Raw genomic sequence first — 26,211 nt, 5'->3', positions numbered from 1 at the left:
TCGGGAGACTCGGGAATCCTGCGGGTGTACGCCTGCGCGAGGAGGATGTGGACATGGTGGGCGAGGCCGAGGCGCAGTCCGTGGCAGTGACATCGCGACGTCCCGTCAAGGAGCGCGCCGGGACGGACGCACGCATCGTGAAGGCTGCGCTCGAGATCCTTCGTCTGCACGGCCCCAACCGCGTCACCGTCGAAGCGGTCGCGGCGCTGTCGGGGGTCGCGAAGACGACGATCTACCGGCGCTATGCGAATCGCGAGGAGATTCTCGACGCGGCACTGCATTCGCAGGTGGCCTCGCCGTGCGTTCCCGACGGGCTGTGCGTCTACGACCGCGTCAAGTGGACCCTCGAGCTGATCCGTCGTGGGCTGTCGAACGAGGTGGGCATGGGGAGCGTCAGCGCACTGCTCACCGACCAGGAACCGGGTGTCACGGAATCGATCCGCGAGATCATCAACGCCCGGAGCGAGGTCGTCGCAGACGTGCTCCGCACCGCGATCGACTCGGGCGCGCTGCGCAAGGACATCGACGTCGACACTGCCGTCTCGATGCTCGTCGGGGCGTACCTCGGTGCGTACCTGCGTCACGGCGAGGTGGGAGAGTCCTGGGCGGACGAAGTCGTCCACATCGTCTGTCCCGAACTCGAACCGGACACCGAGGTGCATCGGCCGTAGGCTCGACGACGTGACCGGGTCGAGTCGATGCGTCGTGGCGGTCGTGGGATCGCTCAACCTCGACCTGACGGTCGTCGTGGCGCGTGCTCCCGAAGAAGGTGAGACGGTGCTCGGCCGGCACCTGAGTACCTATCCGGGCGGCAAGGGTGCGAACCAGGCCGTCGGCGCGGCACGACTCGCTCCCACCGCCATCGTCGGTGCCGTCGGCAGCGATCACGCCGCCGACGTGCTGCGGGGCGTGCAGCAGAAGGCCGGGGTCGACACCTCCCACCTCCGCACCATGCCGGGACCGACCGGCCGGGCCGTTATCGTCGTCTCCGACGACGGGCAGAACCGGATCGTCGTCGTTCCGGAGGCCAACTCGCTGCTGAAGGCCGAGGACGTCACCACCGCCCTCGACGCCCTCGATCCCGCCGTGGTGCTCACCCAACTCGAGCTTCTTCCTGCGGTGACCTGGGCCGCCGCCCGATGGGCGCACGATCACGACCGCCGGTTCGTGCTCAATCCGAGCCCGGCCGTCGACCTGGACGACCATGTCCTCGCCGGCGCCGACCCGCTCGTGCTCAACGAGCAGGAGGCCCTGCACTACGCGAACCTTCCCGCAGGCACCCCTTTCGACGACGTCGTCACCCACCTGCTCGGGCTGGTGCGAACCGTGGTGATCACCCGTGGCGGGGAGGACGTGGTCGTCGAAACCGAGGACGCGATCGAACACCTCCGGGTCCCGCAGGTCGACGTCGTCGATACGACGGGTGCCGGCGACCATTTCGCCGGCACCCTCGCCGCCCTGCTCGGCAACGGGGAGGACCTGTTCGCGGCAGCGCGCCGGGCGTCGGCCGACGCTGCACGGCTGGTCGCATCCCGGCGTGCCGACCGCTGAAGCAGCGGAGCACCACGTCAGGGTGGCGGAAGCAGTTCGCCCTTTCCGCTGCGGAGCCAGCGCCCGGGGAGCCGGCCCGCGAGATCGCCGAGCGGACCGACGGCCCCGCGCAGCAGCTCGACCGTTTCCTGCAGCATGTCGATGCTCGCGTTCATCTGCGAGATACCGGGCGCGAGGTGAGAGAGTGTCTCCGAGAGCGAGACGATCTGATCGAGCGGCCCGCCTTCGGCGAGCAGTCGTTCCAGGGCTCCCTGTTCGGAGAGCAGGACGTCGAGCACGCCGCCCTGGGCGAGGGCGCGCTCGACGACCCCGCCGGGCCGGATCGCCACGTCGACGATGCCGCCCGGTGCGGTGAGCCGTTCGACGGCACCGTCCTGGGCGAGCAGCCGTTCGAGCGGACCGTCGTGTGCCGTGAGGCGATCGAGTAGGCCGCCTTCGGAGACGAGACGGTCGAGGGCGCCGTCGTCGGCGAGGATCCGGTCGAGCGGACCACCGGGTGCGGTGAGCCGGTCGACGGGTCCGCCCGGTGCGAGCAACCGGTCGAGCAGTCCGCCCGGTTCGGTGAGCCGATCCACGGTTCCGCCCGGTGCGAGCAGGCGGTCGAGCGGACCACCGGGACGCAGGGCGTGGCCGAGTCCGCGGTCCTCGGAGGTGAGCTTCGAGATCTGCTGTAGCAGCCCCACCGAACTGCGGGTGTCGGGCAGGCCGACCGCACCGAGCGCCGAGTAGGTGGCGGGAGACACCGCGACCCGCACGGTGCCGACGACCGTCTCGGCGACGCTCAGGGCGGTCTCGGCCGCGGTCAGACCCACACGCACCGGCAACACGAGTACGGACCCGAGGTTCATGGGACCGACTGTAACGGTCGGTACCCGAGAACGTCGGTGCCCGAGAACGTCAGTGCCCGAGAACGTCAGTGCACGAGAACGTCAGTGCACGAGTTTGAGTCCGACGACGCACAGCACGATGCCCGCGATCAGAGCGATCTTCAGCAGTGATGCGGTCTCGGTGCCGGTGACCATCGCGTAGCCGACCGTGAGCGCGGCACCGATACCCACCCAGATCGCGTAGGCCGTACCGACCGGCAGGGTGCGCAAGGCATACGCGAGTCCGGCCATGCTCAGGACGAGGGCGACGACGAACACCAGCGTCGGAGTGAGCCGGCTGAAGCCGGCGGATCTGCCGAGGGCGGTGGCCCATACGGCTTCGAGCACACCCGACAGGACGAGAACGATCCAGGCCATGACGTACAACGCTCCTGCACCGTCTTGTCGCTGGCCGGGTACGGTGCGCTCGTCCGGGAGGCCGACTACGGCCACCTTCATCCAGGTTAGGAATTACGGGCGAGGATTGGCAAATTGCTCAGGACACATGCAACAGCTGTGATTCCTGCGCAACGACTGTGCACGAGCATCCGCCGTCCAGTTCGGTGCATTCGAGAACGAGAGTGTGCCGCACGATCTCGAGATCGACGCAGTCGGGATCGGTGCAGTCCACCTGCGTGCCGGCGTGGATCACGAGGGTGCCGTGGCAGTGGTCGAGATCGTGGTTGCACTGTGAGCACGTCATGACCCCTTGATAGCACTGCGGCCGGAGAGTGTGGTGAGGATGGGGCGTCGCGCTGTCCGGTTCGTCCGGTGAGCGGGCCTCGACGTCCCACGACTATCGTGAGCACGCACAACGAACGGATGCGACGACTCGGGGAGCAACCACATATGGGGATCGCGGACGTGGTCGGGAAGGCCGCGCGGAACGCGTGGTCGCTGTTCGCCGCCGACGGCATCGCGCCTCCCCACCGCACTCCCTCGGTGATCGTCGGGAAGGGCCACCACCGGACACTGCGACGTTTCGTACCGGAGAACGCCGGTCCTCCCGTACTGCTCGTGACCCCGCTCGCCGCGTCGCCCACCTGCTTCGACCTGATGCCGGGGCAGAGCCTCGTCGAGCACCTGCTCGCTCTCGGACACAGCGTCTTCCTCGTCGAGTACGGCGAGATGACCCCCGACGACCGCGACCTCGGGCTCGAATTCTGGATCGACGACGTGATCCCCGAAGCGATCGCCCGCACGTCCGAACTGTGCGGGAACCGCGAGGTGGACGTGGTGGCGTGGAGTATCGGGGGCACGCTGGCGATGCTCACCGCGGCGGCACATCCCGGCCTGCCGATACGGTCGCTCACGGCCTTCGGCAGTCCGCTCGACTACTCCGCGATCCCGGTGATGGCGCTGCCTCGGCTCCTCGGCCGGTTCGTCGCCGAACCCGCACTCGGTCTGCTCGACGCGGTCTTCGGCGGGGTACCCGCACCCCTCGTGCGCACGGCCTACCGCCTCACCGCGATCGAACGCGAGATCCACCGCCCGTGGTTCGTGGCGACACATCTCACCGATGCCGAGACGCTCGCGCGGATGGAACGCGTCGACCGGTTCCAGGACGAGATCCACGGCTACGCCGGACGGGTGTTCCGCCAGCTCGCGACGAGCGTGACCATCGACAACGAGCTCGCCACCGGGCGTCTGCGGCTCGGCGACCGGGTCGTCGACCTCGCCGACGTCGCGGTGCCGGTGCTCGCGCTCGGCGGCGAGGACGACGTGCTCGCCCCGATCCCGGCCGTGGAGCCCGTCACGAGACTGCTCAGCGGCACGCAGGTGCGGTTCGTCCGCGTCCCGGGAACGCACCTCGGCATGCTCACCGGCAGCGCCGCACGCGACACCTCATGGATCGAACTGGACGTCTTCCTGCGCGAATCCCCCACGAACAGCAACGCGCCGGCCGCCACGCTTCCCGTCGAACAGGAAGTCGGGACGACCGGCGTGTGAGGCGTTGCGTCGCCCGGCCTGTCAATGCGTTCCGGCGACCTCGGGGGCCGACGTCTCCACCTCGTCCGGCCCGGGCTCCGCGGCCCGCCGGACGAACAGCGATCCGACGACGGCGATCACGGCGATCACCGCGCCCCATGTGAACGCTCCGTGGACACCGTCCGCGAGCGCGCCTGCGGGATCGTCGGCGCTCTCGGCGCCCGCGACCGTCGTGCGGGTCAGCACCGTGATGAACAGCGCCGTGCCGGCTGCGCCGGCGACCTGCTGCATCGTGCTCACGATCGCACTGCCGTGGGAGTACAGCCGCCGCGGCAGCGCCCCGAGCGCCGAGGTCAGCAGCGGCGAGAACATCAGCGCGAGACCGATGTTGAGCAGCACGTGCCAGGCGATGACCGTGCCGGTCGCGGTGGCCGCGTCGAAGGTCGTCATGCCCCACATCGCGACGCAGGCGATCAGCGCGCCCGGTGCGACCAGCGGCCGCGGACCGAACCGGTCGAACAACCGTCCGACGATGTAGCCGAGCAGACCCATCGCCAGGCCGCCGGGCAGCAACATCAGGCCGGTGGCCAGCGTCGACTGTCCCAGCACGTTCTGCAGGTAGATCGGCAGCAGGATGAGCGTGCCGAACAGCGACATCATGCTCACCGACACGAGCGCCACCGCGAGCGAGAACGCCGGCGTGCGGAACGCGCGCAGGTCGAGCAGGGCGTCGTCGCCGAGGCGGAGCTGACGCAGAACGAAGAGCGCGAGCGAGGCGAGTCCGACGACCAGTGGCAACCACGGCGGCAGCAGCGGATCGCCCTCGGCGGCCTCACCGAGACTGCTCAGACCGAAGACCAGACCGCTGAAACCGAGGGCGGACAGCGCCACCGACGGGGCGTCGAGCGGCACCGGAACCGGTTCGGTGACGTTGCGGATCCAGCTCAGGCCGAGCGTCGTCGCGACGACCGCGATCGGCAGCACCAGCAAGAACATCCACCGCCAGCTCAGCTGGTCGAGCACGACGCCACCGATGGTCGGGCCGATCGCAGGTGCGACGGCGATGACGATCGAGATCACGCCCATCGTGCGCCCGCGACGCTCGGCGGGTACCAGATTGAGTACCGTCGTGAACAGCAACGGAAGCATCACCGCGGTGCCCACGGCCTGGACGACACGGCCCAGCACGAGGACCGGGAAGATCGGCGCGATCGCGGCGATCAGGGTGCCGATCAGGAAGCTGCCCATCGCGATCGCGAAGACCGTGCGCAGCGACAAGCGGGTGAGCAGATAACCCGTGATGGGAATGACGACGGCCATGGTCAGCATGAACGCCGTGGTGAGCCATTGGGCGGTGGCCGCGCCGACGTCGAACTCGACCATCAGTTTCGGCAGCGCGACGCTCATGATCGTCTCGTTGAGGATGACCACGAACGCGGCCCCGACGAGGACGGCGATCAGCAGACCGGCTCGCGGTGCGGGAGGACTCGGTGGAGTAGAGGACACGAGGACCTCAACGGGATACCGGTCGGAATTGTTCCACCGGCATCCCGTGAACGGGAGATCAGTCCGGGACGTGCTCGCCGTGACCCTGTTCGCGGAGGGCGTCCTTGATCTTCTGCTGCGCGCGGTCGAGCGATTCGGGCGACGGATCCTTGTCGGCCGTCGCGAAGTCGAAGTCGCCGAGGGAGTAGGCGGGGAAGACGTGCAGATGCAGGTGGGGGACTTCCAGACCCGCGATCATCAGACCGGCGCGCGGCGCGTCGAAGGCGGCGGTGACGGCGCGACCCAGGATGCGGGCGACGTCGTTCACCTTCGCCCACAGGTCGTCGTCCACGTTCTGCCAGTGGTCGACCTCCTGCCGCGGCACCACCAGCACGTGCCCTTCGGTGAAGGGGTTGATGGTCAGGAACGAGACGACGTCGTCGTCCTGCCAGACGAAGCGGCCCGGCAGTTCACCGGCGATGATCTTGCTGAACACGGAAGCCATACCCGGAGGATAAAGGACACGGTGTCCACCGGAGGTGTTCCGTGACATCGGCTGCCGCGACGGTGAGGAGGGCAGCGATGTGGGCGTGTCGGGAGGTCGCGACGGCTCCTGTGCGGTGAGCGGTCGTATCGTCGGGCGCATGGGAGGAGAGGAGAACGTCCGGGAGGCGCCGCTGCGCGTACTCGTGGACGAACTCGTCACGCACGTCCTCGTGGGACTTCCCGTGGACCGGCGCACGGTCGTCGGGTTGTGCGGGCCACCGGGTGCCGGGAAGAGCCGTGCTGCGGCCCTGCTCGTCTACGCGCTGCGGTGCGCGGGGGTGTCCACCGGTCAGGTGCCGATGGACGGCTACCACCTGTCCAACCGCCAGCTCGACACTTTCGGTGCGCGCGACCGGAAGGGAGCACCCGACACCTTCGACGTCGCGGGTTTCCGCGACATGCTGAGCCGGGTGCGGCAGTGCCGCGACGAGACGATCTATGCTCCCGACTTCTCCCGGGCCCTCGACGAACCGATCGCGGCGGTGCACGCCGTCCCATCCGATGCGCGGGTGATCGTCACCGAGGGCAACTACCTGATGTTCGAGACCGGGGGATGGGAACACATCCACCCGCTGCTCGACCTCGTCATCTATATCGACGCGCCCCGCCGCACGCTCACGCGACGTCTCGTCCGGAGGCACCGCCACCACGGACGGGACGACGACGGGGCGCGCGAATGGGTGCGCACGGTCGATCTGCCGAATGCGGAAGCCGTCCAGCGCACCCGCTCCCGCGCCGATCTCGTGTGGAGACCGGTCCCGTAGTCTGTCCTGCGTGCGCGTACTCGTTATCGGCTCCGGTGCCCGTGAACATGCTCTGGCTCTCGCTCTGTCCCGCGACCCCGGCGTGACCGCCGTGCTGGCGGCGCCCGGCAATCCCGGTATCGCGAACGTCGCCGAGCTGTTCCCGGTCGACGCCGCCTCCGCCGACAGTGTCGTCGCCCTCGCGACCGAGCAGAAGGCCGACCTCGTGGTGATCGGCCCCGAGGTTCCGCTCGTCCTCGGTGTGGCCGACGCCGTCCGCGCCGCGGGTATCCCCTGCTTCGGTCCGTCCGCCGCCGCCGCCCGCATCGAGGGGTCGAAGGCGTTCGCGAAGGACGTCATGGCCGCCGCCGGCGTGCGCACCGCCCACAGTGAGGTCGTCGACAGCCCCGCGACCATCGACGAGGCACTCGACCGCTTCGGACCGACCTGGGTGGTCAAGGACGACGGTCTCGCCGCAGGCAAGGGTGTCGTCGTCACCACCGACCGCGATGCCGCCCGCGATCATGCTGTCGAGATCCTCGAGAACGGGCACCCCGTTCTGCTGGAGTCCTTCCTCGACGGTCCCGAGGTCTCGTTGTTCTGCCTGGTCGACGGTGAGACGGTCGTGCCGTTGCTCCCGGCGCAGGATCACAAGCGCGTGGGGGAGGGCGACACCGGCCCCAATACCGGCGGAATGGGTGCCTACACCCCGTTGCCGTGGCTGCCCGAGGGCAGCGTCGAGCAGATCGTCTCCGAGGTCGTCGAACCGGTCGCGGCCGAGATGGTGCGGCGCGGATGCGGCTTCTCCGGACTGCTCTACGCGGGTCTGGCGATGGGCGCCGAAGGTCCGGCCGTGGTCGAGTTCAACTGCCGCTTCGGCGATCCCGAGACCCAGGCCGTGCTCGCGCTGCTCGAGTCGCCGCTGGGTGAGGTCCTGAACGCGGTGGCCACCGGTACCCTCGCCGATCGCCCGCCGCTTCGCTGGAAGGGCGGCGCCGCGGTGACCGTGGTGCTCGCCGCCGAGCACTACCCGTCCACCCCGCGTACCGGCGACGTGATCACCGGTGCCGAGGGCGAGACGGTGCTGCATGCCGGCACCAGGCGTCGCGACGACGGTGCGCTGGTCTCCGCCGGTGGGCGCGTGCTCAACGTGATCGGCGTGGGCGCCGATCTCGCGGCCGCGCGCGAAGCCGCTTATGATCGGCTCGCCACCGTGAAGCTGCCGGGCGGTCACTTCCGCCGCGACATCGGTATGGCGGCCGTCGAGGGCCGGATCTCGGTCTAGCCTTTCATCCTCGTTCTCCACCTTGCACCTACCGGTTGTATGTTGCACACTCGGTGCATCTTGATGCCAGCAGGGGTGACAGCATGGTTTTTCGAGGACGAACGCCGACGCCGGACCCGACACCGCTACGGCACCACAACGTCGTCGTGAACGAGCTGCCGGACGATGTCGTCGTCGAGCGCGACGTGCCCGTCCGCACTGCGGACGGCACCGTCCTGCGAGCCGACATCTACCGCCCCGCGAGTGCCGGTGAACAGGACCGGTGCCCCGTACTGGTGGCAGTCACCCCCTACGGCAAGAACGCCGGCGTCGACCGGTATCCCGTCGACTTCGACGAGCTCGCCGAATCCGGCAACCACATCGGCGACCTCGAACTCAGCGACTGCACCTCCTTCGAGGCACCCGATCCCGCCTACTGGGTTCCTCGCGGCTACGTCCTCGTCGTCGCCGACATGCGCGGCCACCACGCCAGCGGCGGCCGGCCGCGCATGCTGCTCGGCCGGGCCGCGCTCGACTGCGCGGCCGTCGTGGAATGGGCCGGCAGCCAGGAGTGGAGCAACGGCCGGGTCGGTCTCGCCGGCGCCGACTATCTCGCGACCCTGCAGTGGTACACCGCGGCACTGAACCCGCCCTACCTCGCGGCCATCGCCCCCTGGGAGGGCGTGAGCGATCCCTGCCGCGACATCCTCACCCAGGGTGGCATCCCCGAGACCCGTTACAGCGAGTTCTGGTACAGCGCGATGAACACCGGGGTGCGCTGCGGCGCCGTGTCCCTCCGGCGGTTCACCCCGTGGCTGTTGCGCCGGTTCCCCGACTTCTTCCGTCACGTCGCCCCGCCTCCCCGGCTCGAGGACGTCACCGTGCCCGCGCTGGTGGGAGTCTCCTGGTCGGATCAGGGCCCCCGCGCCCGCGGAGCGGTCGAGGGTTACCGCCGCATCGGGTCGGAGCACAAGTGGCTCTACACCCACGGGCGGAAGATGTGGCAGACCTTCTACGGCAACGAAGCGCTCGACTACCAGCGACGTTTCTTCGACCACTACCTCAAGGACGAGGACAACGGCTTCGCCGACACCCCGCGCGTGCGCCTCGAGACCCGCCACGACCTCCGGACCTATTCCGAACGCCTCGAGTCCGAATGGCCCGTGCCCGGCACCCGCTACGTCTCACTCCACCTCGACCACGCGAACGCCGCTCTGAGCACCACGCCGTGCGAGAGCCGCCAGTTCCGGCGCACCTTCCCCGTCGCGGGCGACGAACTCGTCTTCACCCACACCTTCGCCGAGGACACCGAGATCACCGGGCACGCAGCGCTGCGTCTGTGGGTGCAGGCGAAGGATGCCGACGACATGGACCTGTTCGTCGGCCTGGCCAAGCGCGACGAATACGGCCGCGACGTGTGGTTCGAAGGCCACGGCGGATACGAGAAGGGATTCGTCGCCCACGGCTGGATGCGGGTCTCCCGCCGGGCACTGGACCCGGAAGCCTCCACCGCCTACCGCCCCGTCCACGACCAGAAGAAGTACTGGCCGCTGCTGCCGGACCAGATCGTGCCGGTCGACATCGAGATCATGCCGCACAGCACCTTCTTCGAGGCCGGTTCCAGCCTCGTTCTCGTCATCGCCGGCCACGATCTCGACGAGAATCCGCGCGTCGGCCACGACCGCACGATCAACAAGGGCTTCCACATCGTGCATGCGGGCGGACAGTTCGACTCGCATCTGCTGTTGCCGGTCGTGCCGCAGCCGGCGCCGGAACCCGAGGAGACGGCCACCGGCGCGGAGGCCGCGCCTGCGCAGGTCGTCGATCGTCCGGACTATCCGATCGCGTGGGGTGCCCTCGCCCGGCTTCAGCGCGTCCGGCTCTGAGGAACGACGCGCGCGTACTACCGTCGTCGACGTGCGCCCCGAATCCCAACGCTCTGCTATCGAGACGTTCCACGTCATGGATGTGTGGAAGGCGGCCGCCGAGCGGCAGCGCTCCCACGGCGACGTCCTGAGTCTCGCCGCCGGACAACCGTCGACCCCCGCACCCGCCCCCGTGCTCCGCGCCGCGAACCTCGCGATCGACGCGGAACTGCTGGGCTACACGGAAACCTTCGGCATCCTGCCGTTGCGCGAGGAGATCGCGGCGTACCACCGCCACAAGTACGGCATCGACGTCGATCCGGACGACGTCGTCGTCACCACCGGCTCCTCCGGTGCCTTCACCCTGGTGTTCCTCGCGGCTTTCGACGTCGGCGACACCGTCGTCGTCGCCCGGCCCGGTTACCCGGCCTACCGCAACACCCTCGCCGCGCTCGGCTGCCGCGTCGTCGAACTCGACTGCGGCCCGCAGACCCGCTACCAGCCGACCGTCGCGATGCTCGAGGAACTCGACACTCCGCCCGCGGGTGTCGTCGTCGCCAGTCCCGCGAACCCCACCGGCACGATGATCGAACCGGACGAGCTCGCGGCGCTCGCGCGCTGGTGCGACGAGCACGGCAGCCTCCTCGTCTCCGACGAGATCTACCACGGCATCGAATTCGGTACTCCCGGCTCACCCGCGACCTCCACCGCCTGGGCGACCTCCCGCGAATCCGTGGTGATCGGCTCGGTGTCGAAGTACTTCTCGATGACCGGCTGGCGACTCGGCTGGATGCTCGCGCCGGAGAGGATGCGGCCGGCGCTGCAGCGACTCGCGTCGAACATGACGGTGTGCCCGCCGTCGATCTCCCAGTTCGCGGCGATCGAGGCGTTCGGGACCGAGGCCCGCACCGAACTCGACGGGCACGTCTCCCGGTACGCCGTGAACCGGGAACTGCTGCTCGAAGGACTGCCGGATCTCGGCATCACGAAACTCGCACCGGCCGACGGCGCCTTCTACGTCTACGCCGACATCGGGCATCTGCTCGACGGCGAGAACTCGACGGCGTGGTGCGCGCGACTGCTCCACGACACCGGTCTCGCGCTCGCACCGGGTGTCGACTTCGACACCGTGCGCGGCGACGGCACCGTGCGACTGTCGTTCGCGGGATCGACCGCCGACGTCACCGCGGCGCTCGACCGGCTGGCGGGGTGGCTGCCCGTCTCGTGATCACCGGCCCCGGCCGCCGAGGGCGGGTCACCGCCCGTCGGCGATGATCCGCGCGATGTTCCGTTCGGCCAGCGCGGCGATGGTCAGCGAGGGGTTGGCGGTGCCGGTGCTGCCCGGGATCAGTGCGCCGTCGACGACGTAGAGACCGGGATGGCCGTGGACGCGGCCGTAACCGTCGGTCGCGTCGCCGAGCACCGCACCACCGAGCGGGTGCGCGGTGAACGTCGCATTGACGTCCTCGGCCATCGGTGATGCGCCCGGAATCGTGCCGCCGGCCTGTGCCATCGCGTTGTGCACGGCCCGCAGTGCGTCGACGCTCTCGCGCTCACCGCCCGCCGGCCAGTTCAGGACGGCACGGTCGGCGCCCGCGTCGTAGGTGAAGTCGGCGCGAGTCGGATCGAGGGTCATGCCGAGCGAGGCGAGCATCCCGACGTCTTTCGCGGTGCCCGCGACGAACCAGTTCTCGAGGCTCAGGGGCAGGCCCGACTCGTCGACGATCCGCGACGCCGACGGCGCTCCCTGGTCGCCGCCGAAACCGTCGGTGAGAGCGAACGACCGCACGAGCACGGCGTCGCCGTTGGTGCCCCAGCCCCGCCCGACGCGCTCGTCGAGGTTCGGCAACGAACCGGTGTGCCGGGCCTTGACGAGCAGTTCGGTGGTGCCGACCGATCCGGCCCCGAGGACGAGGCGATCGCACGTGATCGTGGTGGTGCGCAGCACCGCACCCGTCGGGTCGACGGCCTGCACGTCGAGCCGGTAACGGCCGTTGCCGTCCTGGCCGACGGCGAGCACCCGGTGGCCGTGGCACACCAGCGTGCGACCGGTCGCCTCGGCTGCCGGGATGTAGTTCCGGGTGAGATCGAACTTCGCGCCGTTCGAATTGCCGAGATTGCTCTCGCCCGCGACGGCCGACCGGCGCACCGAACCGGCGAGTTCGGCACGCACGACGTCCCAGTCCCAGATCCCGTCGATGCGGTGCGGACTGTAGCCGGCGGCGCGTGCGTCGTCGTCCCAGCGCCGCGAATGCGTGAACTCCCCGGCGTTGTAGATGTCGTCGGGCATCGGATCGAGGCGCAGCATCGAGCGCACCTTCGGGTACCAGGTGGACGTCATCTCGTCGTAGGAGAGGCGGTCGCCGAAGACGTGCTCGAAGAAGTGCCGTTCGGGGGCGATCATCACGCCGGTGAAGACGATCGATCCGCCGCCCACCGCGGCACCGCGCCACACCGACATGTTCGGGTAGTCGACCACGTCGAGGACGCCGGCGAAGTCGTCGCACACCACCGGGATGCCGGTCGGACCGGTGAACCGGGTGCGGTGGTGGTAGCCGCGACCGTCGGCGAGCAGGTCGGTCGTGAAGATCTCCCGGTGCGGGTCGCGGGGCCAGCGCATACCGCGCTCGAGCATCGTGACCCGGTTCCCGGCCTCGGCCAGGCGCAGGGCGGCGACACTCGCGCCGAAACCGGAACCCACCACGACGACCTCGGAGTGCTCCGGCGGGGTGGGCGGCGGCACGAACAGTTCGGGCACGAGACGGCGGTACTCCTCGAGCCCGACGGGCAATGCGTTCGCCCGGGGGAGCCCGAGGCCGGAGATGGCGGACAGGCCGGAGCCGACGGCACCGGTACCGGCCAGCGCAGCCCCGAGAACGGATGCCTGCAGAAAGCGTCGACGTCTCATCCGGTACGGCTCCGATCGTTCGATGACCTGTGCACGGGAAGCACCCGCCGAGACTCGACACGCGCGGGCGGGCGTAATGGTACCGGTTGGTCTCGAATTCCGTTTTCCCCTGGTGAGACCCCCGAGCTGTCACCATGAGAGTGTGTCGATTGCTGCAACCCCGAAGGGCGAACGGCGCCGTCAGGCGCTGGTCGAAGCAGCAGCCGACCTCATTCTCGAGGGCGGTATCGACGCCGTACGCCACCGCGCCGTCGCCACCCGCGCGGGTCTTCCACTCGCGTCGACGACCTACTATTTCGCATCGCTCGACGATCTCGTCGCGTGCGCGGTGGACTACAACAGCGAACGGGAACTGGATGCGATGCGGGCGCGGGTCCGCGATATCCAGCAGCTTCCGCGCAGCCTCGAAGGCACGGCCGATCTCATCGTCGACCTGCTGATAGGGCCCCGGGAGGACGACGGCGGAATCGACCGCGAACGCCTGATCTCGCGATACGAACGGTGCGTCGCCACGGCCCGCTATCCGGAACTGCACGACGTGCAGGTACGGATGCGCGAACAGATCGACGACCTGCTCACCGACCTGCTCGAACGCTGCTGCCGATCGGTGCGGCCGAGGGAGGTGCGCCGGCTCGTGGCGGTGGTGGACGGTGCGGTCCTCGGCGGGCTGGGTGAGTTCGATCCCGACCCGCGCTCGCTCGCGCGCGGCATCCTGCTCGACGTCGTGGAGACCGTCGCGCCCCCGGCCGAGGAGTGAGGTCGGGGAATACCTGGGCAGGACCGGACCGTAAACTCACTTCTGTGAGCCACATCCCCAACGTCCTCGCCACTCGCTACGCCAGTCCCGAACTCAGGGATCTGTGGTCGCCCGAGTACAAGATCGTGCTCGAGAGGCAGCTGTGGCTCGCGGTGCTGCGGGCGCAGGCCGAACTCGGGATCGACGTTCCGGCCGAGGCGATCGCCGATTACGAACGCGTCGTCGAGCAGGTCGATCTCGACTCCATCGCGGCGCGGGAGCGTGTCACCCGCCACGACGTCAAGGCTCGCATCGAGGAGTTCAACGCGCTCGCCGGGCACGAGCACGTCCACAAGGGCATGACCAGCCGCGACCTCACGGAGAACGTCGAACAACTGCAGATCCTGAGGTCGCTCGAACACGTCCACTCCCACGGTGTCGCCGTGGCCGCGCGGCTCGCCGAGCGCGCGACCGAGTACGCCTCGCTGGTCATGGCAGGTCGCTCGCACAACGTCGCGGCGCAGGCCACCACCCTCGGCAAGCGTTTCGCCTCCGCGGCCGACGAGCTGCTCATCGCTCTGCAGCGTGTCCGGGAGCTGATCGCCCGGTACCCCCTGCGGGGGATCAAGGGCCCCATGGGCACCGCCCAGGACATGCTCGACCTGCTCGGCGGCGATGCCGCGAAGCTCGCGCAGCTCGAGCAGAAGGTCGCGCAGCATCTCGGCTTCGCGAACGTCGTCACCAGCGTAGGCCAGGTCTACCCGCGCTCGCTCGACCACGACGTGCTCTCCGCGCTCGTGCAGGTCGGTGCCGGCCCCGCGTCGTTCGCCCACACCATCCGGCTCATGGCCGGTCACGAACTCGTCACCGAAGGATTCCAGCCCGGCCAGGTGGGTTCGTCCGCGATGCCGCACAAGATGAACACCCGTTCGTGCGAGCGCGTCGACGGTCTGCAGGTCGTCCTGCGCGGATACGCCTCCATGGCCGCCGAACTCGCCGGTGCGCAGTGGAACGAGGGCGACGTCTTCTGCTCCGTCGTCCGGCGGGTCGCCCTTCCCGACGCCTTCTTCGCGATCGACGGACAGATGGAGACCTTCCTGACGGTCCTCGCCGAGTTCGGCGCCTACCCGGCGGTGATCGAGAAGGAACTCGTGCGGTACCTGCCGTTCCTGGCGACCACCAAGGTGCTCATGGCCGCCGTGCGGGCCGGGGTGGGTCGCGAGACCGCTCACGAGGCCATCAAGGAACACGCCGTGTCCGTTGCGCTCGCGATGCGCGAGCAGGGCCGCGAACCCGATCTGCTCGACCGTCTCGCGGCCGACGACCGGCTCCCGCTCGATCGCGCCGCGCTCGATGCGGCACTGGCCGACCGGGAGGTCTTCGCCGGAGCCGCGGTGGCACAGGTCGACGCGGTCGTCGCGGCGGTGCAGGATCTCGTCGCGCAGTATCCGGAAGCGGCGAAGTACACGCCGGCACCGATTCTGTAGGAAGCGGGTTCGGGAAGAACAAGAGACCGACTACCGGGGGGAGTGTCCGATGGGGGTGGCGGTATCAGCAGGGGAGAACGAAATGTCGGTGAAACAGGGAAATACGGGTCGGGTGCGTGATGCAGCGCGGACACGCACCGCACTGCTCGACGCAGCGCTCGAAGTGTTCCTGCGCGACGGGTACGCAGCGGCGGCCACGGAGGAGATCGTCTCGGTGGCGGGGGTGACGCGCGGTGCGCTGTACCACCACTTCGCCGACAAGCGGGATCTGTTCCGCGGTGTCATCGAGCGTATCCAGAAGGAAACAGAAGGCTCCCTGGCTCCCGCCGAGCCGATCGAGGACGCCTGGGAAGGCTTCACCTCGGCCGTGCTCGCGTCGCTCGACGCGGTCTACGACCAGGCGACGCGCCGGTTGTTGCTGATCGAAGCTCCCGCCGTCCTCGGCTGGACCGAAGTGCGGGAGACGCATCGGCATTCGTCCCTGAAGTCGATCGAGCGCACGCTCGTCACCGTCGACCCCGACGTCTACGAGATGTCGTCCACGCGGACGTCGGTACTCGCCCACCTGCTCATCGCGGCCGTCGAGGAAGCGATGCTGTGCCTCGCGCACAGCGACGATCCGGTGCGCGACCGGCCCGCGGTGGAGGGCGAACTGCTGCGTCTCCTCGAAGCGGCCCGGGGCCCGGCGCACGCGGAGGAGTCCACGCCCCGGTGACGGACTGCATCTTCTGCGCCATCGTGGCCGGGCAGTCGCCGGCCAGTGTCGTACTCGACGAACCCGACGTGCTCGCGTTCATGGACATCCGTCCGTTCACCCCGGGACACCTTCTCGTGATTCCGAAACGGCACGCGTCCGGACTGGCACAGCTCGATCCGGAGGACGGAGCGAAGGTGTTCGCCGCCGGACAACGGATCGCCACGGCGATGCGCGCGTCCGAACTGCCCATCGAGGGCGTGAACATGTTCCTCGCCGACGGTGTGGCCGCCGGCCAAGAGATCTTCCACGTGCACCTGCACCTCGTGCCGCGCACGGCCGGTGACGGCTTCGGGATCCGCGCCCACTGGCAGACACCGAACCGGACCGTGCTCGACGGCACCGCCGCCACGATCCGCACCGCGGTGGAGTCGCACCGGTCGTGATCCGGTGACAGACGCATACATCCAGCCGATCGCACCGGTCGGCGGTTCCCTCGCATGGTCCGCGCTGGTCGCCGTGCTCCCGCTGCTCACCATGCTCGTCCTGCTCGCCGTCTTCCGATTGCGGTCGCATTCCGCGGCGGGAATCGCAGTGGTGGTTGCGCTCGTGGTGGGCACCGCCGTCTACGGCATGCCGATCGGGTCGGCGGTCAGCGCCGGGATCGAAGGCGCCGTCTTCGGGCTCTTCCCGATCATGTGGACGGTGGTCAACGCCGTCTGGGTGTACCGGCTCACCGTCGAATCCGGGCACTTCGACGTCCTCACCCGCGCATTCGGGCGGATCTCCCCGGATCCGCGCATCCTCACGATCGTCATCGCCTTCCTGTTCGGTGCGCTGCTCGAGGCGGTCGCCGGCTTCGGCACGCCCATCGTCGTCGCGACCGTCGTGCTCATCGGTGCCGGACTGCCGCCGGTGCGTGCGGCCGCTGCGGCCCTGCTCGCCAACTCGGTCGTCACACCGCTCGGCGTCATGGGCACCCCGATCCTGACGATGTCGCGCGTCTCGGAGATCCCCATCGACGAGATCGGCCCGGTCGTCGCGCGGCAGGTCTGCCTGCTCGCGGTCTTCGTCCCGCTCGTGCTGGTCGCGGTGATCGGCGGATGGCGCGGCGTCCGGGAGACGTGGCCGGTCGCGCTCGCCGTCGGACTCGCCTTCGCCGCCGCCCAGTTCGTATGCGCGAGCTACCTCACGGTGGGGCTGAGCAACATCGCGGCTGCCGCGGCGGGTCTGCTCGTGCTGCTGGTCGCGGTGAAGGTGCAGCCCACCCAGCGTCGGGCCCGCCGGGCCGCGCCCGAACGGATCCACGATTCGCGCCGCCGCGTCGTCGAGGCCTTCGCGCCCTACGCGTTGATCGTGATCGTCTTCCTCGTCAGCCGGTTCGGGCCGGTCGCGTCGCTGCTGTCGAACGCGAGCCTGTCGTTCCCGTGGCCCGGTGTGGACGTGACCACCGCCGACGGGGACGTTCCCACCGCGGAGACCTTCACCATCGATCTGCTCACCGCTCCGGGCAGTCTCGTCTTCGTCGCCGCGCTGCTGTCGATGCCGGTGCTGAAGGTCGCGGTGCCGGATGCGGCGCGCTGTTTCGTCGCCGCGGTCGTGCAGTTGCGGTGGTCGTTCGCGACGGTCACGGCGGTTCTCGCCCTGGCGTACGTGATGAACCTGTCCGGGCAGACCGCCACGATCGGTGGATTCCTCGCCGGCGCCGGAGCGGCTTTCGCGCTGTTGTCGCCGGTCCTCGGCTGGCTCGGTGTGGTGGTCACCGGATCGAACACCGCCTCGAACGCGATGTTCGGCAGCCTGCAGGTCGCCGCGGCCCAACAATCGGGTCTCGACCCGACCGTGCTGGTCGCGGGGAACATGGCCGGCGGCACCACCGGTACCCCGATCGCGTTGCAGAACCTCGCCCTCGTGTCGTCGGTGAAGGGACTGTCCGGCAAGGACGGGCTCCTCCTGCGCCGGATCTGGCCGCTGAGCATCGCCGGGGTCGTGGTGCTCGCCGTCCTCGTGTGGCTGCAGTCCACCTCGGTGCTGGGCTGGATGGTGCCCTGACCCTTGCCGGGACCGCTTCTCGAGAACCCGAAGCGGGTGGGGAAGCCGGGGGATCCGCCGCGCGCGCCGACTACAGCTGCCACGGCTTCGCGATCACGGCCGTCCGGGTTCCGTCAGAGCGATCCGGCCTTCAGCGCCGCCGCGTTGACGCGGACGAGCGTGGCGTGCAGGTCCTGGAGTTCGTCGACTCCGACACCGAGGGCGTCGACGACCTGTCCCGGTACCGACTCGGCCTCGGCGCGCAGGGCTCGTCCGGCCTCGGTGAGCTCGAGGACGAGTTGCCGTTCGTCGGTCACGCTGCGCCGACGGGTGATCAGACCCAGCGACTCGAGCCGCTTGAGCAGCGGCGAGAGGGTGGGGGAGTCGAGCTGGAGCAACTGCCCGACCTGCTTGCTCGTCGCCGGCGAGTCCTCCCACAGGGCGAGCATCACCAGATACTGCGGGTGGGTCAGGCCGAGCCTGTCGAGGATCGGCCGGTAGACCGCGAGCACGGCGCGGTTCGCCACGGCGAGCGCGAAACACACCTGCCGCTCCAGCGCGAGAGGATCATCGCCGGAAGCAGGAAGATGGGTGGCCGGGGACTCGACGCTCATGAATCGACGATACCCAACCGGTTCGCCCACCCCGCTCCTCACGGTTGATAGTCGGGGTAGGTGGTGTGCAGCTTCAGGTAGCCGGTGACGTTCTCGAGCAACCATCCCTCGCTCTCCTCCGGGGTCACGCCGTCGCAGACCGCGTCGCCCTCGATGCAGACCCGTTCGACGGCGATCGTGCCGAAATCGTCGCGGCCGCCGCCGAGCGTGATACCCGGTGCGACCTCACCGGGAAACAGGGTCTCCACACCTCGGGTGTCACGCGGATCCGAATACAGCACACCGCTGATGCGATCCGGCGGCACCGAGTCGTCGGACGCGATCTCGGCGAGGACGTCGCCGGCGATCGAGGCGCCCTGCGAGTAGCCGAGGACGACGAGTTCACTGTCGGGGCACGAGCCGTGCCGGACGGTGATCGTCTCGCGCAGTCGCTGATGGCCGATCCTCTTGGATTCGTCGTAGGCGAGACGTCCGGAGCCCTCGCTCGAACCGGATTCGGGCACCGGCACCACGACGGCGGGATAGCGGATGTGCTCGATCACGGTGCCGGGTGCCGCATAGCGCGCCGAGATCTTCGCGAGGGGTGAATCGGGATCGATCGAATCGGGAGAATCGATGTTGCGGGTTCCGTCGACCGCGAGGACGAACCGTTCGGGGCACGGGCGGAAGGTCTCTGCACCGGCAGTGGCGGCAGCGACGGCAGGGCCTGCCACTCCGAGTGCGAGTCCGGCGACGATCGCCGGGAGGCGACGTGAACAACCGAAGCGGGACATGACAGTCTCCTGTGATCGACCCCGACACCGATGGTTGCCGAACGAGAGAATTGTCCGATTCGACGCTTTTCTCGCCGGAAACTCGCTACGTCGAGTGTAGTCGGTTACAAAGTCACAGACCGACCGTTCGGAATTATGGATGCACCGTCACTCGAGTCCCGTGCTCCGCAGGGTGATGTTGAGGCGTCCGGTGGCGAGTCCGCAGCGGGCGCTTCCGGTGTCGGGGTACACGACGGGCACCCCGTGATAGGCGAACCGCGATGGCCCTCCGAACACGAACAGGTCGCCCGATTCGAGACGCACATCGGTGTACGGCCGGCCGCGCGACTCGCTGGTTCCGAACCGGAACAGGCACGCGTCCCCGAAACTGAGCGACACGATCGGCGCGCTGACCCGTTCGTCCTTGTCCTGATGCATGCCCATCCGGGCGTCGCGGTCGTAGAAATTGATCAGGGCGGTATCGGGTTCGTACTCGTTCCCGGCCGCCGGATCGTCGTAGGCATCGGCAACGGCACGCCGTCCGAGTTCGACGAGTCGGTCGGGAAGCGGCGGTACGGCAGCGTCGTCGACGTCGACCGCGGTGCGGGTGTAGCGGTACGGCGACCAGTGCCATCCGAGGCACACCGTGCTCACCGACATCCGTCCGCCGCCCGGTAGCAGCGTGTGCCGCATCGGCGCCGGCGGGCGCGCCCACTCACGACACGACTCGACGAGTTCGCGCTGTTCGTCCGGGTCGAGCCAGTCGGGCACGTGGACGGCGCCCGGCGCAATCTCGCGCCGCGGCCGGGAGACGGAGAACAATTCGTCCATCCCGGGTGTTCGACCTCCGTGCGTGTGGGCGGTACGTGTAGACAGGTTCCGTACCAACTGTGCCGCACGGAGCGGCACTGCGACTCGACGGGGAGGTAGCAGCCGGTGAAGGTCGAAGGAAAAGTGGCCGTCGTGACCGGAGGGGGCGGCGGAATCGGCGGCGCCATTGCTGCCGGACTCGTCGGGCGGGGCGCGAGAGTGGTGGTCGCCGACCTCGACGAACATGCCGCGCAGCGCGTCGTCGCGAAGCTCGAGGAGGTGACGCCGGGCAGCGCGGTCGCGGTGGCGGCGGACGTCTCCGACGAGGAACACATCCGCGGGCTCGTCGAGCGGGCCGAATCGGAGTTCGGTCCCGTGGACCTGTACTTCGCGAACGCGGGTGTCACCGGTGTGCCCGGTCTGGAGATCGAGGACTCGGTGTGGGAGCAGTCCTTCGACGTCAACCTGCGCGCGCACATCCGGGCGGCGCGGCTCCTGGTCCCCCGATGGGTCGAACGCGGCGAAGGCTATTTCGTCAGCACGGCCTCGGCGGCCGGCCTGCTCACGCAGATCGGCTCGGCCACCTACTCGGTCACCAAGCACGCGGCCGTCGGATTCGCCGAATGGCTGTCGGTGACCTACGGCGACAAAGGCGTACGGGTGAGCTGTCTGTGCCCGATGGGGGTGAACACGCCCCTGTTGTATTCGGGGGACGCATCCGGGCACGCACTCGGCGAACTCGCCACCCGGGCCGTCACGACTGCCGGTGCGGTTCTCGAACCCGCGGACGTCGCGGAGACGGTGTTCGCCGCGATGGAGGAGGAGCACTTCCTGATCCTCCCGCACCCGGAGGTCCTCGAGATGTACCGGAACAAGGGCACCGACTACGACCGGTGGCTGCGCGGCATGCGCCGTTACCGGCAAGCGCTCGAAGAGTCGGCTCCCACCGATTCGTGAAATCGGTGCCCCGCCGCGGACGGTGCCGGGGCGTGACCGAGGAGCAGATCGCCACGATGCCCGTGGACGATCCGCCGCGGTTCTTCGAACGTTGACGGGGTAGGTCGCGTCGGGCAGCACCGAGGATGCTCAGGCCGCGTCGTGCAACACCAGGCCGAGTGTGCGACGCAGGCCCGAGCGGACAGTGCTCACGCCGTGCCGGACCGGCGCCCGCGACCATCCGCGCGCAGAGCGGATCGGCCGGTCGCGGGTGGTGAAGATCAGGGCGTGGCCTTGCTCGAGCACGGTGACGGTGCCTCGCGACTGCGCGCGGGGCCGTTGTTCGACCAGCAGGAATTCGCCGCCGGTGTAATCGATGCCCGCTCGGTCGAGCCCGATCACGACCTGCAGTGGGAACACGAGGTCGCCGTAGAGATCGCGATGCAGAGCGTTCCAGTCGCCGGCGGTGTAGCGCAGCATCAGTGGGGTGGGGTCGGTCTGGCCGGCCGCGTGGCACATGCCGAGCCAGTCGTCGAAGTCGTCGGGCCAGGGTGCGGGATCGCCGAGGCGTTCGGCCCACGAGCGCGCGACGCCGAGCAGCCGACGGTAGAACGCCGAACGCAGGCATGCGATGGTGTCGGGGACGGGTGGGCCGAAGTACTTGTAGGTGCCGTGCCCGTATCGGTAGCGGCTCATGTCGACCGTGGTGCGGAAGCGGGCGTCGTCGTCCCACAGGGCGGCGAGTTCGGCGCATTCGTCGTCGCTCAGCAGCGGCCCGGTGAGGACGCAGCCGTTCTCGTCGAGCTCTTGCGCCAGTTCCGGCCACGCGAACGCGTCGACACGAGACTGCAGGCTGTCCATGGTCTCCACGGGCTCTCCTCGATCGGCGCGGGCGCACGGGCACGGACATACTCGTAGAGAAGACGTCGTCGCCGACGGAAATGTGAGTGCCCGGATCGGAGAGAATTCAGTGCGGCCGGTCGTCGACGAGTTTGTGCAGTAGCTCGGACAGTCGCGCGCGCTCCTCGGCGTCGAGCCGGTCGAGCATCGCGACGGCGTCGGCATCGCGGGCGGAGGCCAGCTCGGCCCGGACCTTGCGGCCCTCGTCCGTCAGCCGCACGCAGACCGCGCGCCGGTCGGCGGGATCGGGGAGCCGCTCGGTGAGGCCGCGCGACTCGAGGCGATCGACCACCTCGGTGGCCGAGCGGGGGACGATGCGCAGTTCCTTGGCCACGACGCCGAGGCGGATGGGGTCGTCGGCGCGTCCGATGACGTCGAGCGCCCGGTACTCGTGGGGTGACAATCCCCACGGCCGGAGGAGGTCGTGCCAGCGTCGGCGCAGCGTACGCGTGGTGGTGAGGAGAAGATCGCGCAGCGCGACGGGTGAATCCGACATAGTGGCCACAGTACCTCACTTGACGGTTCCCACTCAATGAGGCAACCTCAACAAGTACGAGTCACGAACCACGAATCGAGGTGGCGCACATGATGCAGCCCCCACCCACGCTCGGCGGCAGACCCGGCCGCCGGGGCAAGCTCGACAAGAAGGACCTCGACCAGCTCCGCGAATCCCCGGTGAGCCTGCGCCGCATCGGCGCCCTGTTCGCGCCCCACCGGTGGAAGATCACCCTCGTCGTCGCGCTCATCGTCGCGTCGTCGGTGATCTCCCTCGCGACGCCCTTCCTCGTCCGCGCCGTCATCGACGACGCCATCCCGCACCAGAACGTGAGCCTGCTGCTGTGGGCGGTCGGAGGCATGCTGGCCGTCACCGTCGCGAGTTCGCTCCTGTCCGTCGTCCAGACCTGGATCTCCACGACCGTCGGCCAGAACGTCATGCACGGTCTGCGCACCCGGGTCTTCTCCCACCTGCAGCGACAGTCGCTGAACTTCTTCACCCGCACCCGTGGCGGCGAGATCCAGTCGCGGCTGACCAACGACATCGGCGGCATGCAGTCCGTGGTCACCAACACCGCGACCTCGCTGGCCTCCAACGTCACCACCGTCGTCGGCACCGCGATCGCGATGGCCGTCCTCAGCTGGCGACTGGCGTTGCTCTCGCTGATCGTGCTCCCGCCGGCCATCTGGCTCACCCGCCGGGTCGCGCTCATGCGCCGCGCCGTCACCGCCCGTCAGCAGCGCCGCCTCGCCGACATGCAGTCCCAGATCGACGAAGGACTGTCGGTCAGCGGCGTCCTGCTCGTCAAGACCCTGGGCACCGGCCCGGCACTGTCCGAAAAGTTCGCCCGCACCTCGGAGGAACTGGCCGATCTCGAGGTGCACGCGCAGTTGTCCGGTCGCTGGCGCATGGCCACGATGAACATCGTCTTCGCGGCGATCCCCGCCGTTCTCTACCTGGTGGCGGGCCTGCCGGCCACCTCGGGTGGCATGACGATCGGCACCCTGGTGGCGTTCACCGGCCTGCAGGGCGCGTTGTTCCGGCCGCTGATGGGCCTGCTCGACGTCGGCGTCTCCGTCACCAGTTCGCTCGCGCTGTTCAGCCGCATCTTCGAATACCTCGACCTTCCCGTCGACATCGACGACCCGCACGACCCGGTGCCCGTCGACCCGGCGGCCGTCGCGGGCCACGTGCGGTTCGAGAACGTGAGCTTCCGCTACGAAGGCGCCCACCGCGACGCGCTCGACCGGATCGACCTCGACGTCCCGGCCGGGGCTCAGGTCGCGCTCGTCGGCGAGACCGGCTCGGGCAAGACCACTCTCGGCTCGCTCGTCGCACGACTGTACGACCCGACCGAGGGACGTGTGAGCATCGACGGTGTCGACCTGCGCGACATGCGGCTCGCCGATCTCGCCGCACTGGTCGGCGTGGTCTCGCAGGAGACCTACCTCCTCCACGCGACCGTCCGGGAGAACCTGCGCTACGCGAAGCCCGACGCGACCGACGACGAGATCGAGACCGCAGCCCGCGCCGCCCACATCCACGATCTGATCGTCTCGCTGCCCGACGGCTACGACACCGTCGTCGGTGCCCGGGGACACCGCTTCTCGGGTGGGGAGAAGCAGCGCCTGGCGATCGCACGCACCCTTCTGCGCGACCCGCGTGTCCTCGTGCTCGACGAGGCGACCAGCGCCCTCGACAACGACACCGAGCACGCCGTGCAGCAGGCGCTCGACGCCGCGCGCAGCGGACGCACGACCATCACCATCGCGCACCGACTCTCGACCGTGCGGAACGCCGACGAGATCGTGGTCCTCGACCGGGGCCGCATCGTCGAACGCGGAACGCACGACGAACTCGTCGCCCGCGGTGGCCGCTACGCAACCCTCGCCGCTCGTGCCGAGCGGGGTGACGCCGACGCTTCGGCGACGAGCGGGATCAGTTCTTCAGCGTGGCCGCGAGAGCGCGCCGCAGTTCGTTCCGGCTGATCTTGCCCACTCCCGTGACCGGGAAGGCGTCGACGAACTGCACCTTGTCGGGAATCTTGTACTCGGCCATCCCCCGCTTCCTCAGGAATTCCTTGAGCGCGAGGGTTTTCGGTGCTTCGCCCTCGGCGACGACGAAGGCGCAGGTGCGTTCGCCGAGATACTCGTCGGGCATCGACACCACCGCCGCGTCGAGCACTGCCGGGTGCGCGATCAGATGGTTCTCGACCTCCTCGGCCGCGATCTTCTCGCCGCCCCGATTGATCTGGTCCTTCGCGCGTCCCTCGACGACGAGGTAGCCGTGCCCGGTGAGCCGGACGATGTCGCCGGTTCGGTAGAAGCCGTCCGGGGTGAACGCCGTCGAATTGTGTTCGGGCGCATCGTAGTAGCCCCGGATCGTGTACGGGCCGCGGGTGAGCAGGTGTCCGGCGGTGCCCACGGGCACGGGATCGCCCGCGTCGTCGACGATCCGGATTTCGTCGTCGGGGCTGATCGGCCGGCCCTGCGTGGTGACGATGGTGTCCTCGTCGTCGTCGAGCCTGGTGTAGTCGACGAGGCCCTCGGCCATACCGAAGACCTGCTGCAGCGTGCATCCGAGTTCGGGCCGAACACGTTTGGCGGCTTCGGCCGGGAACTTCGCGCCTCCGACCTGCAGCACCTCGAGCGACGACAGGTCGCGTCCGGTGCGGGCCCGCGCCGACAACCACGCCTGCGCGAGGGGTGGGACGAGCGACGCCATCGTCACTCGCTCGCTCTCGATCAGGGCGAACGCGGTGTCCGGGCTCGGATCCGGAGCGAGGACGACGGTGCCGCCGGCGTGCAGCACACCGAGGATGCCCGGCGAACTCATCGGGAAGTTGTGTGCCGCCGGCAGCGCGACCAGCATGCGGGTGTTCTCGTCCACGCCGCAGATCGCTGCGGACTCGCGCACGGAGTACAGATAGTCGGCGTGGGTGCGGGGGATGAGCTTCGATGTGCCGGTGGTTCCGCCCGACAACTGCAGGAAGGCGACGCTTTCGGAGTCGCTCTCCGCGATCGGGGCCGGTTCGCGGTCGCGCAGCGACCCGAGTGCGGTGAACTCCTCGGCCTCACCGGCGACCACGACTGCCGGCGGATTCTCCGTCTCGGAGGTGATCTGCCGGGCGAGCACGCGGTAGTCGAACCCGCCGTGTTCGTCGGCGATCACGTACGCGGCGGCGTCGCTGAACCGGCAGAAGTAGCCGATCTCCGAGGCACGGTGCGCGGGCAGGGCGAAGACCGGGAGCGCGCCGAGGCGGAACACCGCGAACAGGACCTCGGTGTACTCGACGATGTTCGGCAACTGCAGGACGACGCGGTCGCCCGTGCGGACCCCGAGGTCGGCGAGACCGGAGGCGATGCGGGCCGAGATGTCGTCGAGTTCGCGGTAGGTGATGCGCCGCCAGGATCCCGTGGTGTCGTGTCCGACGACGGCGGTGTGGCCGGTGAACCGGGCGGCGCGGGCCGGGAGGAACTCGCCGAAGGTCTCGCTCGTCCAGTAACCGGCTGCGCGATACCGCTCGGCGAACTCCTCGGGGTAGCGGGCGGTGTCGACGAGCGGTGTGCGCTCGAAACCGGTTGTCACGGAGCGGTTC

General features: G+C 69.2%; 26 protein-coding genes and 1 riboswitch. Of the genes, 14 read left to right on the top strand and 12 right to left on the bottom strand.

The genetic code is table 11. The features are described 5' to 3' along the window. The first annotated feature begins 53 nt into the window (after positions 1-53). Positions 54-671, top strand: coding sequence for a TetR/AcrR family transcriptional regulator (locus tag EQ874_RS14640; RefSeq protein WP_037222065.1), 618 nt, complete (start codon positions 54-56; stop codon positions 669-671). A 10-nt stretch (positions 672-681) separates the two neighbouring features. After that, positions 682-1,551 (top strand): ribokinase, encoded by an 870-nt coding sequence (locus tag EQ874_RS14635; RefSeq protein ID WP_129977203.1) that lies wholly within the window; start codon positions 682-684, stop codon positions 1,549-1,551. Between the two features lie 17 nt (positions 1,552-1,568). Here EQ874_RS14635 and EQ874_RS14630 read toward each other — a convergent pair whose 3' ends face one another. The 3 genes from EQ874_RS14630 to EQ874_RS14620 form a co-directional block, all read right to left on the bottom strand. Further along, a complete protein-coding gene (locus EQ874_RS14630) occupies positions 1,569-2,399 on the bottom strand; it encodes a hypothetical protein (protein WP_064063085.1) in 831 nt (276 codons plus the stop codon). A gap of 81 nt (positions 2,400-2,480) precedes the next feature. Continuing rightward, positions 2,481-2,795, bottom strand: a complete 315-nt coding sequence (locus EQ874_RS14625; protein WP_026002820.1) for a multidrug efflux SMR transporter — start codon at positions 2,793-2,795, stop codon at positions 2,481-2,483. 13 nt (positions 2,796-2,808) lie between these two features. Then, positions 2,809-2,873, bottom strand: a riboswitch (guanidine-III (ykkC-III) riboswitch). Between the two features lie 40 nt (positions 2,874-2,913). Beyond that, positions 2,914-3,120 carry a hypothetical protein gene (locus EQ874_RS14620; RefSeq protein WP_064063086.1) on the bottom strand — a complete coding sequence of 69 codons (207 nt, stop codon included), beginning with the start codon at positions 3,118-3,120 and terminating at the stop codon, positions 2,914-2,916. Positions 3,121-3,218: 98 nt separating this feature from the next. Between EQ874_RS14620 and EQ874_RS14615 the strand changes: the two genes are divergently transcribed. Continuing rightward, the gene (locus EQ874_RS14615; RefSeq protein WP_242496767.1) at positions 3,219-4,367 is read left to right on the top strand and encodes an alpha/beta hydrolase; all 1,149 of its coding nucleotides are present in this window, start codon (positions 3,219-3,221) and stop codon (positions 4,365-4,367) included. A gap of 21 nt (positions 4,368-4,388) precedes the next feature. Here EQ874_RS14615 and EQ874_RS14610 read toward each other — a convergent pair whose 3' ends face one another. Further along, complete coding sequence (locus EQ874_RS14610; protein ID WP_129977202.1) at positions 4,389-5,852, bottom strand: MDR family MFS transporter; 1,464 nt, start codon at positions 5,850-5,852, stop codon at positions 4,389-4,391. A gap of 58 nt (positions 5,853-5,910) precedes the next feature. Next, positions 5,911-6,336, bottom strand: a complete 426-nt coding sequence (locus EQ874_RS14605) for an HIT family protein (RefSeq protein WP_064063089.1) — start codon at positions 6,334-6,336, stop codon at positions 5,911-5,913. Positions 6,337-6,475: 139 nt separating this feature from the next. Between EQ874_RS14605 and EQ874_RS14600 the strand changes: the two genes are divergently transcribed. From EQ874_RS14600 to EQ874_RS14585, 4 genes are all read left to right on the top strand, one after another. Then, on the top strand, positions 6,476-7,141 hold the full coding sequence (locus EQ874_RS14600; RefSeq protein ID WP_064063105.1) for a nucleoside/nucleotide kinase family protein: 666 nt from the start codon (positions 6,476-6,478) through the stop codon (positions 7,139-7,141). Positions 7,142-7,151: 10 nt separating this feature from the next. Then, entirely contained in the window at positions 7,152-8,405 is a 1,254-nt protein-coding gene (gene purD, locus EQ874_RS14595; protein WP_064063090.1) for a phosphoribosylamine--glycine ligase, read from the top strand. Between the two features lie 146 nt (positions 8,406-8,551). Then, positions 8,552-10,270: a CocE/NonD family hydrolase gene (locus EQ874_RS14590; RefSeq protein WP_129977201.1), complete on the top strand. Its 1,719-nt coding sequence runs from the start codon at positions 8,552-8,554 to the stop codon at positions 10,268-10,270. 31 nt (positions 10,271-10,301) lie between these two features. Further along, complete coding sequence (locus EQ874_RS14585; protein ID WP_064063106.1) at positions 10,302-11,477, top strand: pyridoxal phosphate-dependent aminotransferase; 1,176 nt, start codon at positions 10,302-10,304, stop codon at positions 11,475-11,477. A gap of 27 nt (positions 11,478-11,504) precedes the next feature. Here EQ874_RS14585 and EQ874_RS14580 read toward each other — a convergent pair whose 3' ends face one another. Beyond that, positions 11,505-13,157, bottom strand: coding sequence for a GMC oxidoreductase (locus tag EQ874_RS14580; RefSeq protein WP_129977200.1), 1,653 nt, complete (start codon positions 13,155-13,157; stop codon positions 11,505-11,507). A gap of 142 nt (positions 13,158-13,299) precedes the next feature. Here EQ874_RS14580 and EQ874_RS14575 point away from each other — a divergent pair, with 142 nt between their 5' ends. The 5 genes from EQ874_RS14575 (at position 13,300) to EQ874_RS14555 (ending at position 18,126) form a co-directional block, all read left to right on the top strand. Next, entirely contained in the window at positions 13,300-13,914 is a 615-nt protein-coding gene (locus EQ874_RS14575; RefSeq protein ID WP_016933406.1) for a TetR family transcriptional regulator, read from the top strand. Positions 13,915-13,958: 44 nt separating this feature from the next. Further along, complete coding sequence (gene purB / locus EQ874_RS14570; RefSeq protein WP_016933407.1) at positions 13,959-15,380, top strand: adenylosuccinate lyase; 1,422 nt, start codon at positions 13,959-13,961, stop codon at positions 15,378-15,380. A gap of 82 nt (positions 15,381-15,462) precedes the next feature. Next, on the top strand, positions 15,463-16,095 hold the full coding sequence (locus EQ874_RS14565) for a TetR/AcrR family transcriptional regulator (protein WP_172506080.1): 633 nt from the start codon (positions 15,463-15,465) through the stop codon (positions 16,093-16,095). Continuing rightward, positions 16,092-16,520, top strand: a complete 429-nt coding sequence (locus EQ874_RS14560; protein ID WP_129977199.1) for an HIT family protein — start codon at positions 16,092-16,094, stop codon at positions 16,518-16,520. Before EQ874_RS14565 ends, EQ874_RS14560 begins: the two co-directional genes overlap by 4 nt. A 4-nt stretch (positions 16,521-16,524) precedes the next feature. Continuing rightward, entirely contained in the window at positions 16,525-18,126 is a 1,602-nt protein-coding gene (locus EQ874_RS14555; RefSeq protein WP_129977198.1) for a lactate permease LctP family transporter, read from the top strand. 113 nt (positions 18,127-18,239) lie between these two features. Here the strand turns inward: EQ874_RS14555 and EQ874_RS14550 are convergent, their stop codons facing one another. From EQ874_RS14550 to EQ874_RS14540, 3 genes are all read right to left on the bottom strand, one after another. Then, the gene (locus tag EQ874_RS14550) at positions 18,240-18,719 is read right to left on the bottom strand and encodes a MarR family transcriptional regulator (RefSeq protein WP_129977197.1); all 480 of its coding nucleotides are present in this window, start codon (positions 18,717-18,719) and stop codon (positions 18,240-18,242) included. 38 nt (positions 18,720-18,757) lie between these two features. Then, positions 18,758-19,492 carry a cutinase family protein gene (locus EQ874_RS14545; RefSeq protein ID WP_016934488.1) on the bottom strand — a complete coding sequence of 245 codons (735 nt, stop codon included), beginning with the start codon at positions 19,490-19,492 and terminating at the stop codon, positions 18,758-18,760. Between the two features lie 147 nt (positions 19,493-19,639). Next, positions 19,640-20,302, bottom strand: a complete 663-nt coding sequence (locus EQ874_RS14540; protein WP_064063099.1) for an alpha-ketoglutarate-dependent dioxygenase AlkB — start codon at positions 20,300-20,302, stop codon at positions 19,640-19,642. 105 nt (positions 20,303-20,407) lie between these two features. Here EQ874_RS14540 and EQ874_RS14535 point away from each other — a divergent pair, with 105 nt between their 5' ends. Next, positions 20,408-21,238, top strand: coding sequence for an SDR family oxidoreductase (locus EQ874_RS14535; protein ID WP_064063100.1), 831 nt, complete (start codon positions 20,408-20,410; stop codon positions 21,236-21,238). Between the two features lie 129 nt (positions 21,239-21,367). Here the strand turns inward: EQ874_RS14535 and EQ874_RS14530 are convergent, their stop codons facing one another. Both EQ874_RS14530 and EQ874_RS14525 read right to left on the bottom strand, forming a co-directional pair. Then, a complete protein-coding gene (locus tag EQ874_RS14530) occupies positions 21,368-22,087 on the bottom strand; it encodes a 2OG-Fe(II) oxygenase (RefSeq protein ID WP_129977196.1) in 720 nt (239 codons plus the stop codon). 97 nt (positions 22,088-22,184) lie between these two features. Beyond that, on the bottom strand, positions 22,185-22,613 hold the full coding sequence (locus EQ874_RS14525; protein WP_016934492.1) for a MarR family transcriptional regulator: 429 nt from the start codon (positions 22,611-22,613) through the stop codon (positions 22,185-22,187). Positions 22,614-22,702: 89 nt separating this feature from the next. On the opposite strand from EQ874_RS14525, the gene EQ874_RS14520 reads away from it, so the two are divergent. Then, the gene (locus tag EQ874_RS14520; protein WP_129977195.1) at positions 22,703-24,601 is read left to right on the top strand and encodes an ABC transporter ATP-binding protein; all 1,899 of its coding nucleotides are present in this window, start codon (positions 22,703-22,705) and stop codon (positions 24,599-24,601) included. On the opposite strand, the gene EQ874_RS14515 is transcribed toward EQ874_RS14520, so the two are convergent. Beyond that, positions 24,552-26,201, bottom strand: a complete 1,650-nt coding sequence (locus EQ874_RS14515; RefSeq protein ID WP_129977194.1) for a (2,3-dihydroxybenzoyl)adenylate synthase — start codon at positions 26,199-26,201, stop codon at positions 24,552-24,554. The genes EQ874_RS14520 and EQ874_RS14515 overlap by 50 nt on opposite strands. Positions 26,202-26,211: the final 10 nt, after the last annotated feature.

The sequence above is a fragment of the Rhodococcus sp. Q1 genome (assembly GCF_004153645.1).
GTDB lineage: Bacteria > Actinomycetota > Actinomycetes > Mycobacteriales > Mycobacteriaceae > Rhodococcus > Rhodococcus gordoniae.
This window is presented reverse-complemented; position numbering and strand designations above follow the sequence as displayed.

What these genes read in the sequence shown, in the direction of transcription:
- EQ874_RS14640 (WP_037222065.1), top strand. Translation starts at nt 54, where the DNA reads ATGGTGGGCGAGGCCGAGGCGCAGTCCGTGGCAGTGACATCGCGACGT.
- EQ874_RS14630 (WP_064063085.1), bottom strand. Translation starts at nt 2,399, where the DNA reads ATGAACCTCGGGTCCGTACTCGTGTTGCCGGTGCGTGTGGGTCTGACC.
- EQ874_RS14625 (WP_026002820.1), bottom strand. Translation starts at nt 2,795, where the DNA reads ATGGCCTGGATCGTTCTCGTCCTGTCGGGTGTGCTCGAAGCCGTATGG.
- EQ874_RS14620 (WP_064063086.1), bottom strand. Translation starts at nt 3,120, where the DNA reads ATGACGTGCTCACAGTGCAACCACGATCTCGACCACTGCCACGGCACC.
- EQ874_RS14605 (WP_064063089.1), bottom strand. Translation starts at nt 6,336, where the DNA reads ATGGCTTCCGTGTTCAGCAAGATCATCGCCGGTGAACTGCCGGGCCGC.
- EQ874_RS14600 (WP_064063105.1), top strand. Translation starts at nt 6,476, where the DNA reads ATGGGAGGAGAGGAGAACGTCCGGGAGGCGCCGCTGCGCGTACTCGTG.
- EQ874_RS14580 (WP_129977200.1), bottom strand. Translation starts at nt 13,157, where the DNA reads ATGAGACGTCGACGCTTTCTGCAGGCATCCGTTCTCGGGGCTGCGCTG.
- EQ874_RS14565 (WP_172506080.1), top strand. Translation starts at nt 15,463, where the DNA reads ATGTCGGTGAAACAGGGAAATACGGGTCGGGTGCGTGATGCAGCGCGG.
- EQ874_RS14550 (WP_129977197.1), bottom strand. Translation starts at nt 18,719, where the DNA reads ATGAGCGTCGAGTCCCCGGCCACCCATCTTCCTGCTTCCGGCGATGAT.
- EQ874_RS14545 (WP_016934488.1), bottom strand. Translation starts at nt 19,492, where the DNA reads ATGTCCCGCTTCGGTTGTTCACGTCGCCTCCCGGCGATCGTCGCCGGA.
- EQ874_RS14540 (WP_064063099.1), bottom strand. Translation starts at nt 20,302, where the DNA reads ATGGACGAATTGTTCTCCGTCTCCCGGCCGCGGCGCGAGATTGCGCCG.
- EQ874_RS14525 (WP_016934492.1), bottom strand. Translation starts at nt 22,613, where the DNA reads ATGTCGGATTCACCCGTCGCGCTGCGCGATCTTCTCCTCACCACCACG.
- EQ874_RS14520 (WP_129977195.1), top strand. Translation starts at nt 22,703, where the DNA reads ATGATGCAGCCCCCACCCACGCTCGGCGGCAGACCCGGCCGCCGGGGC.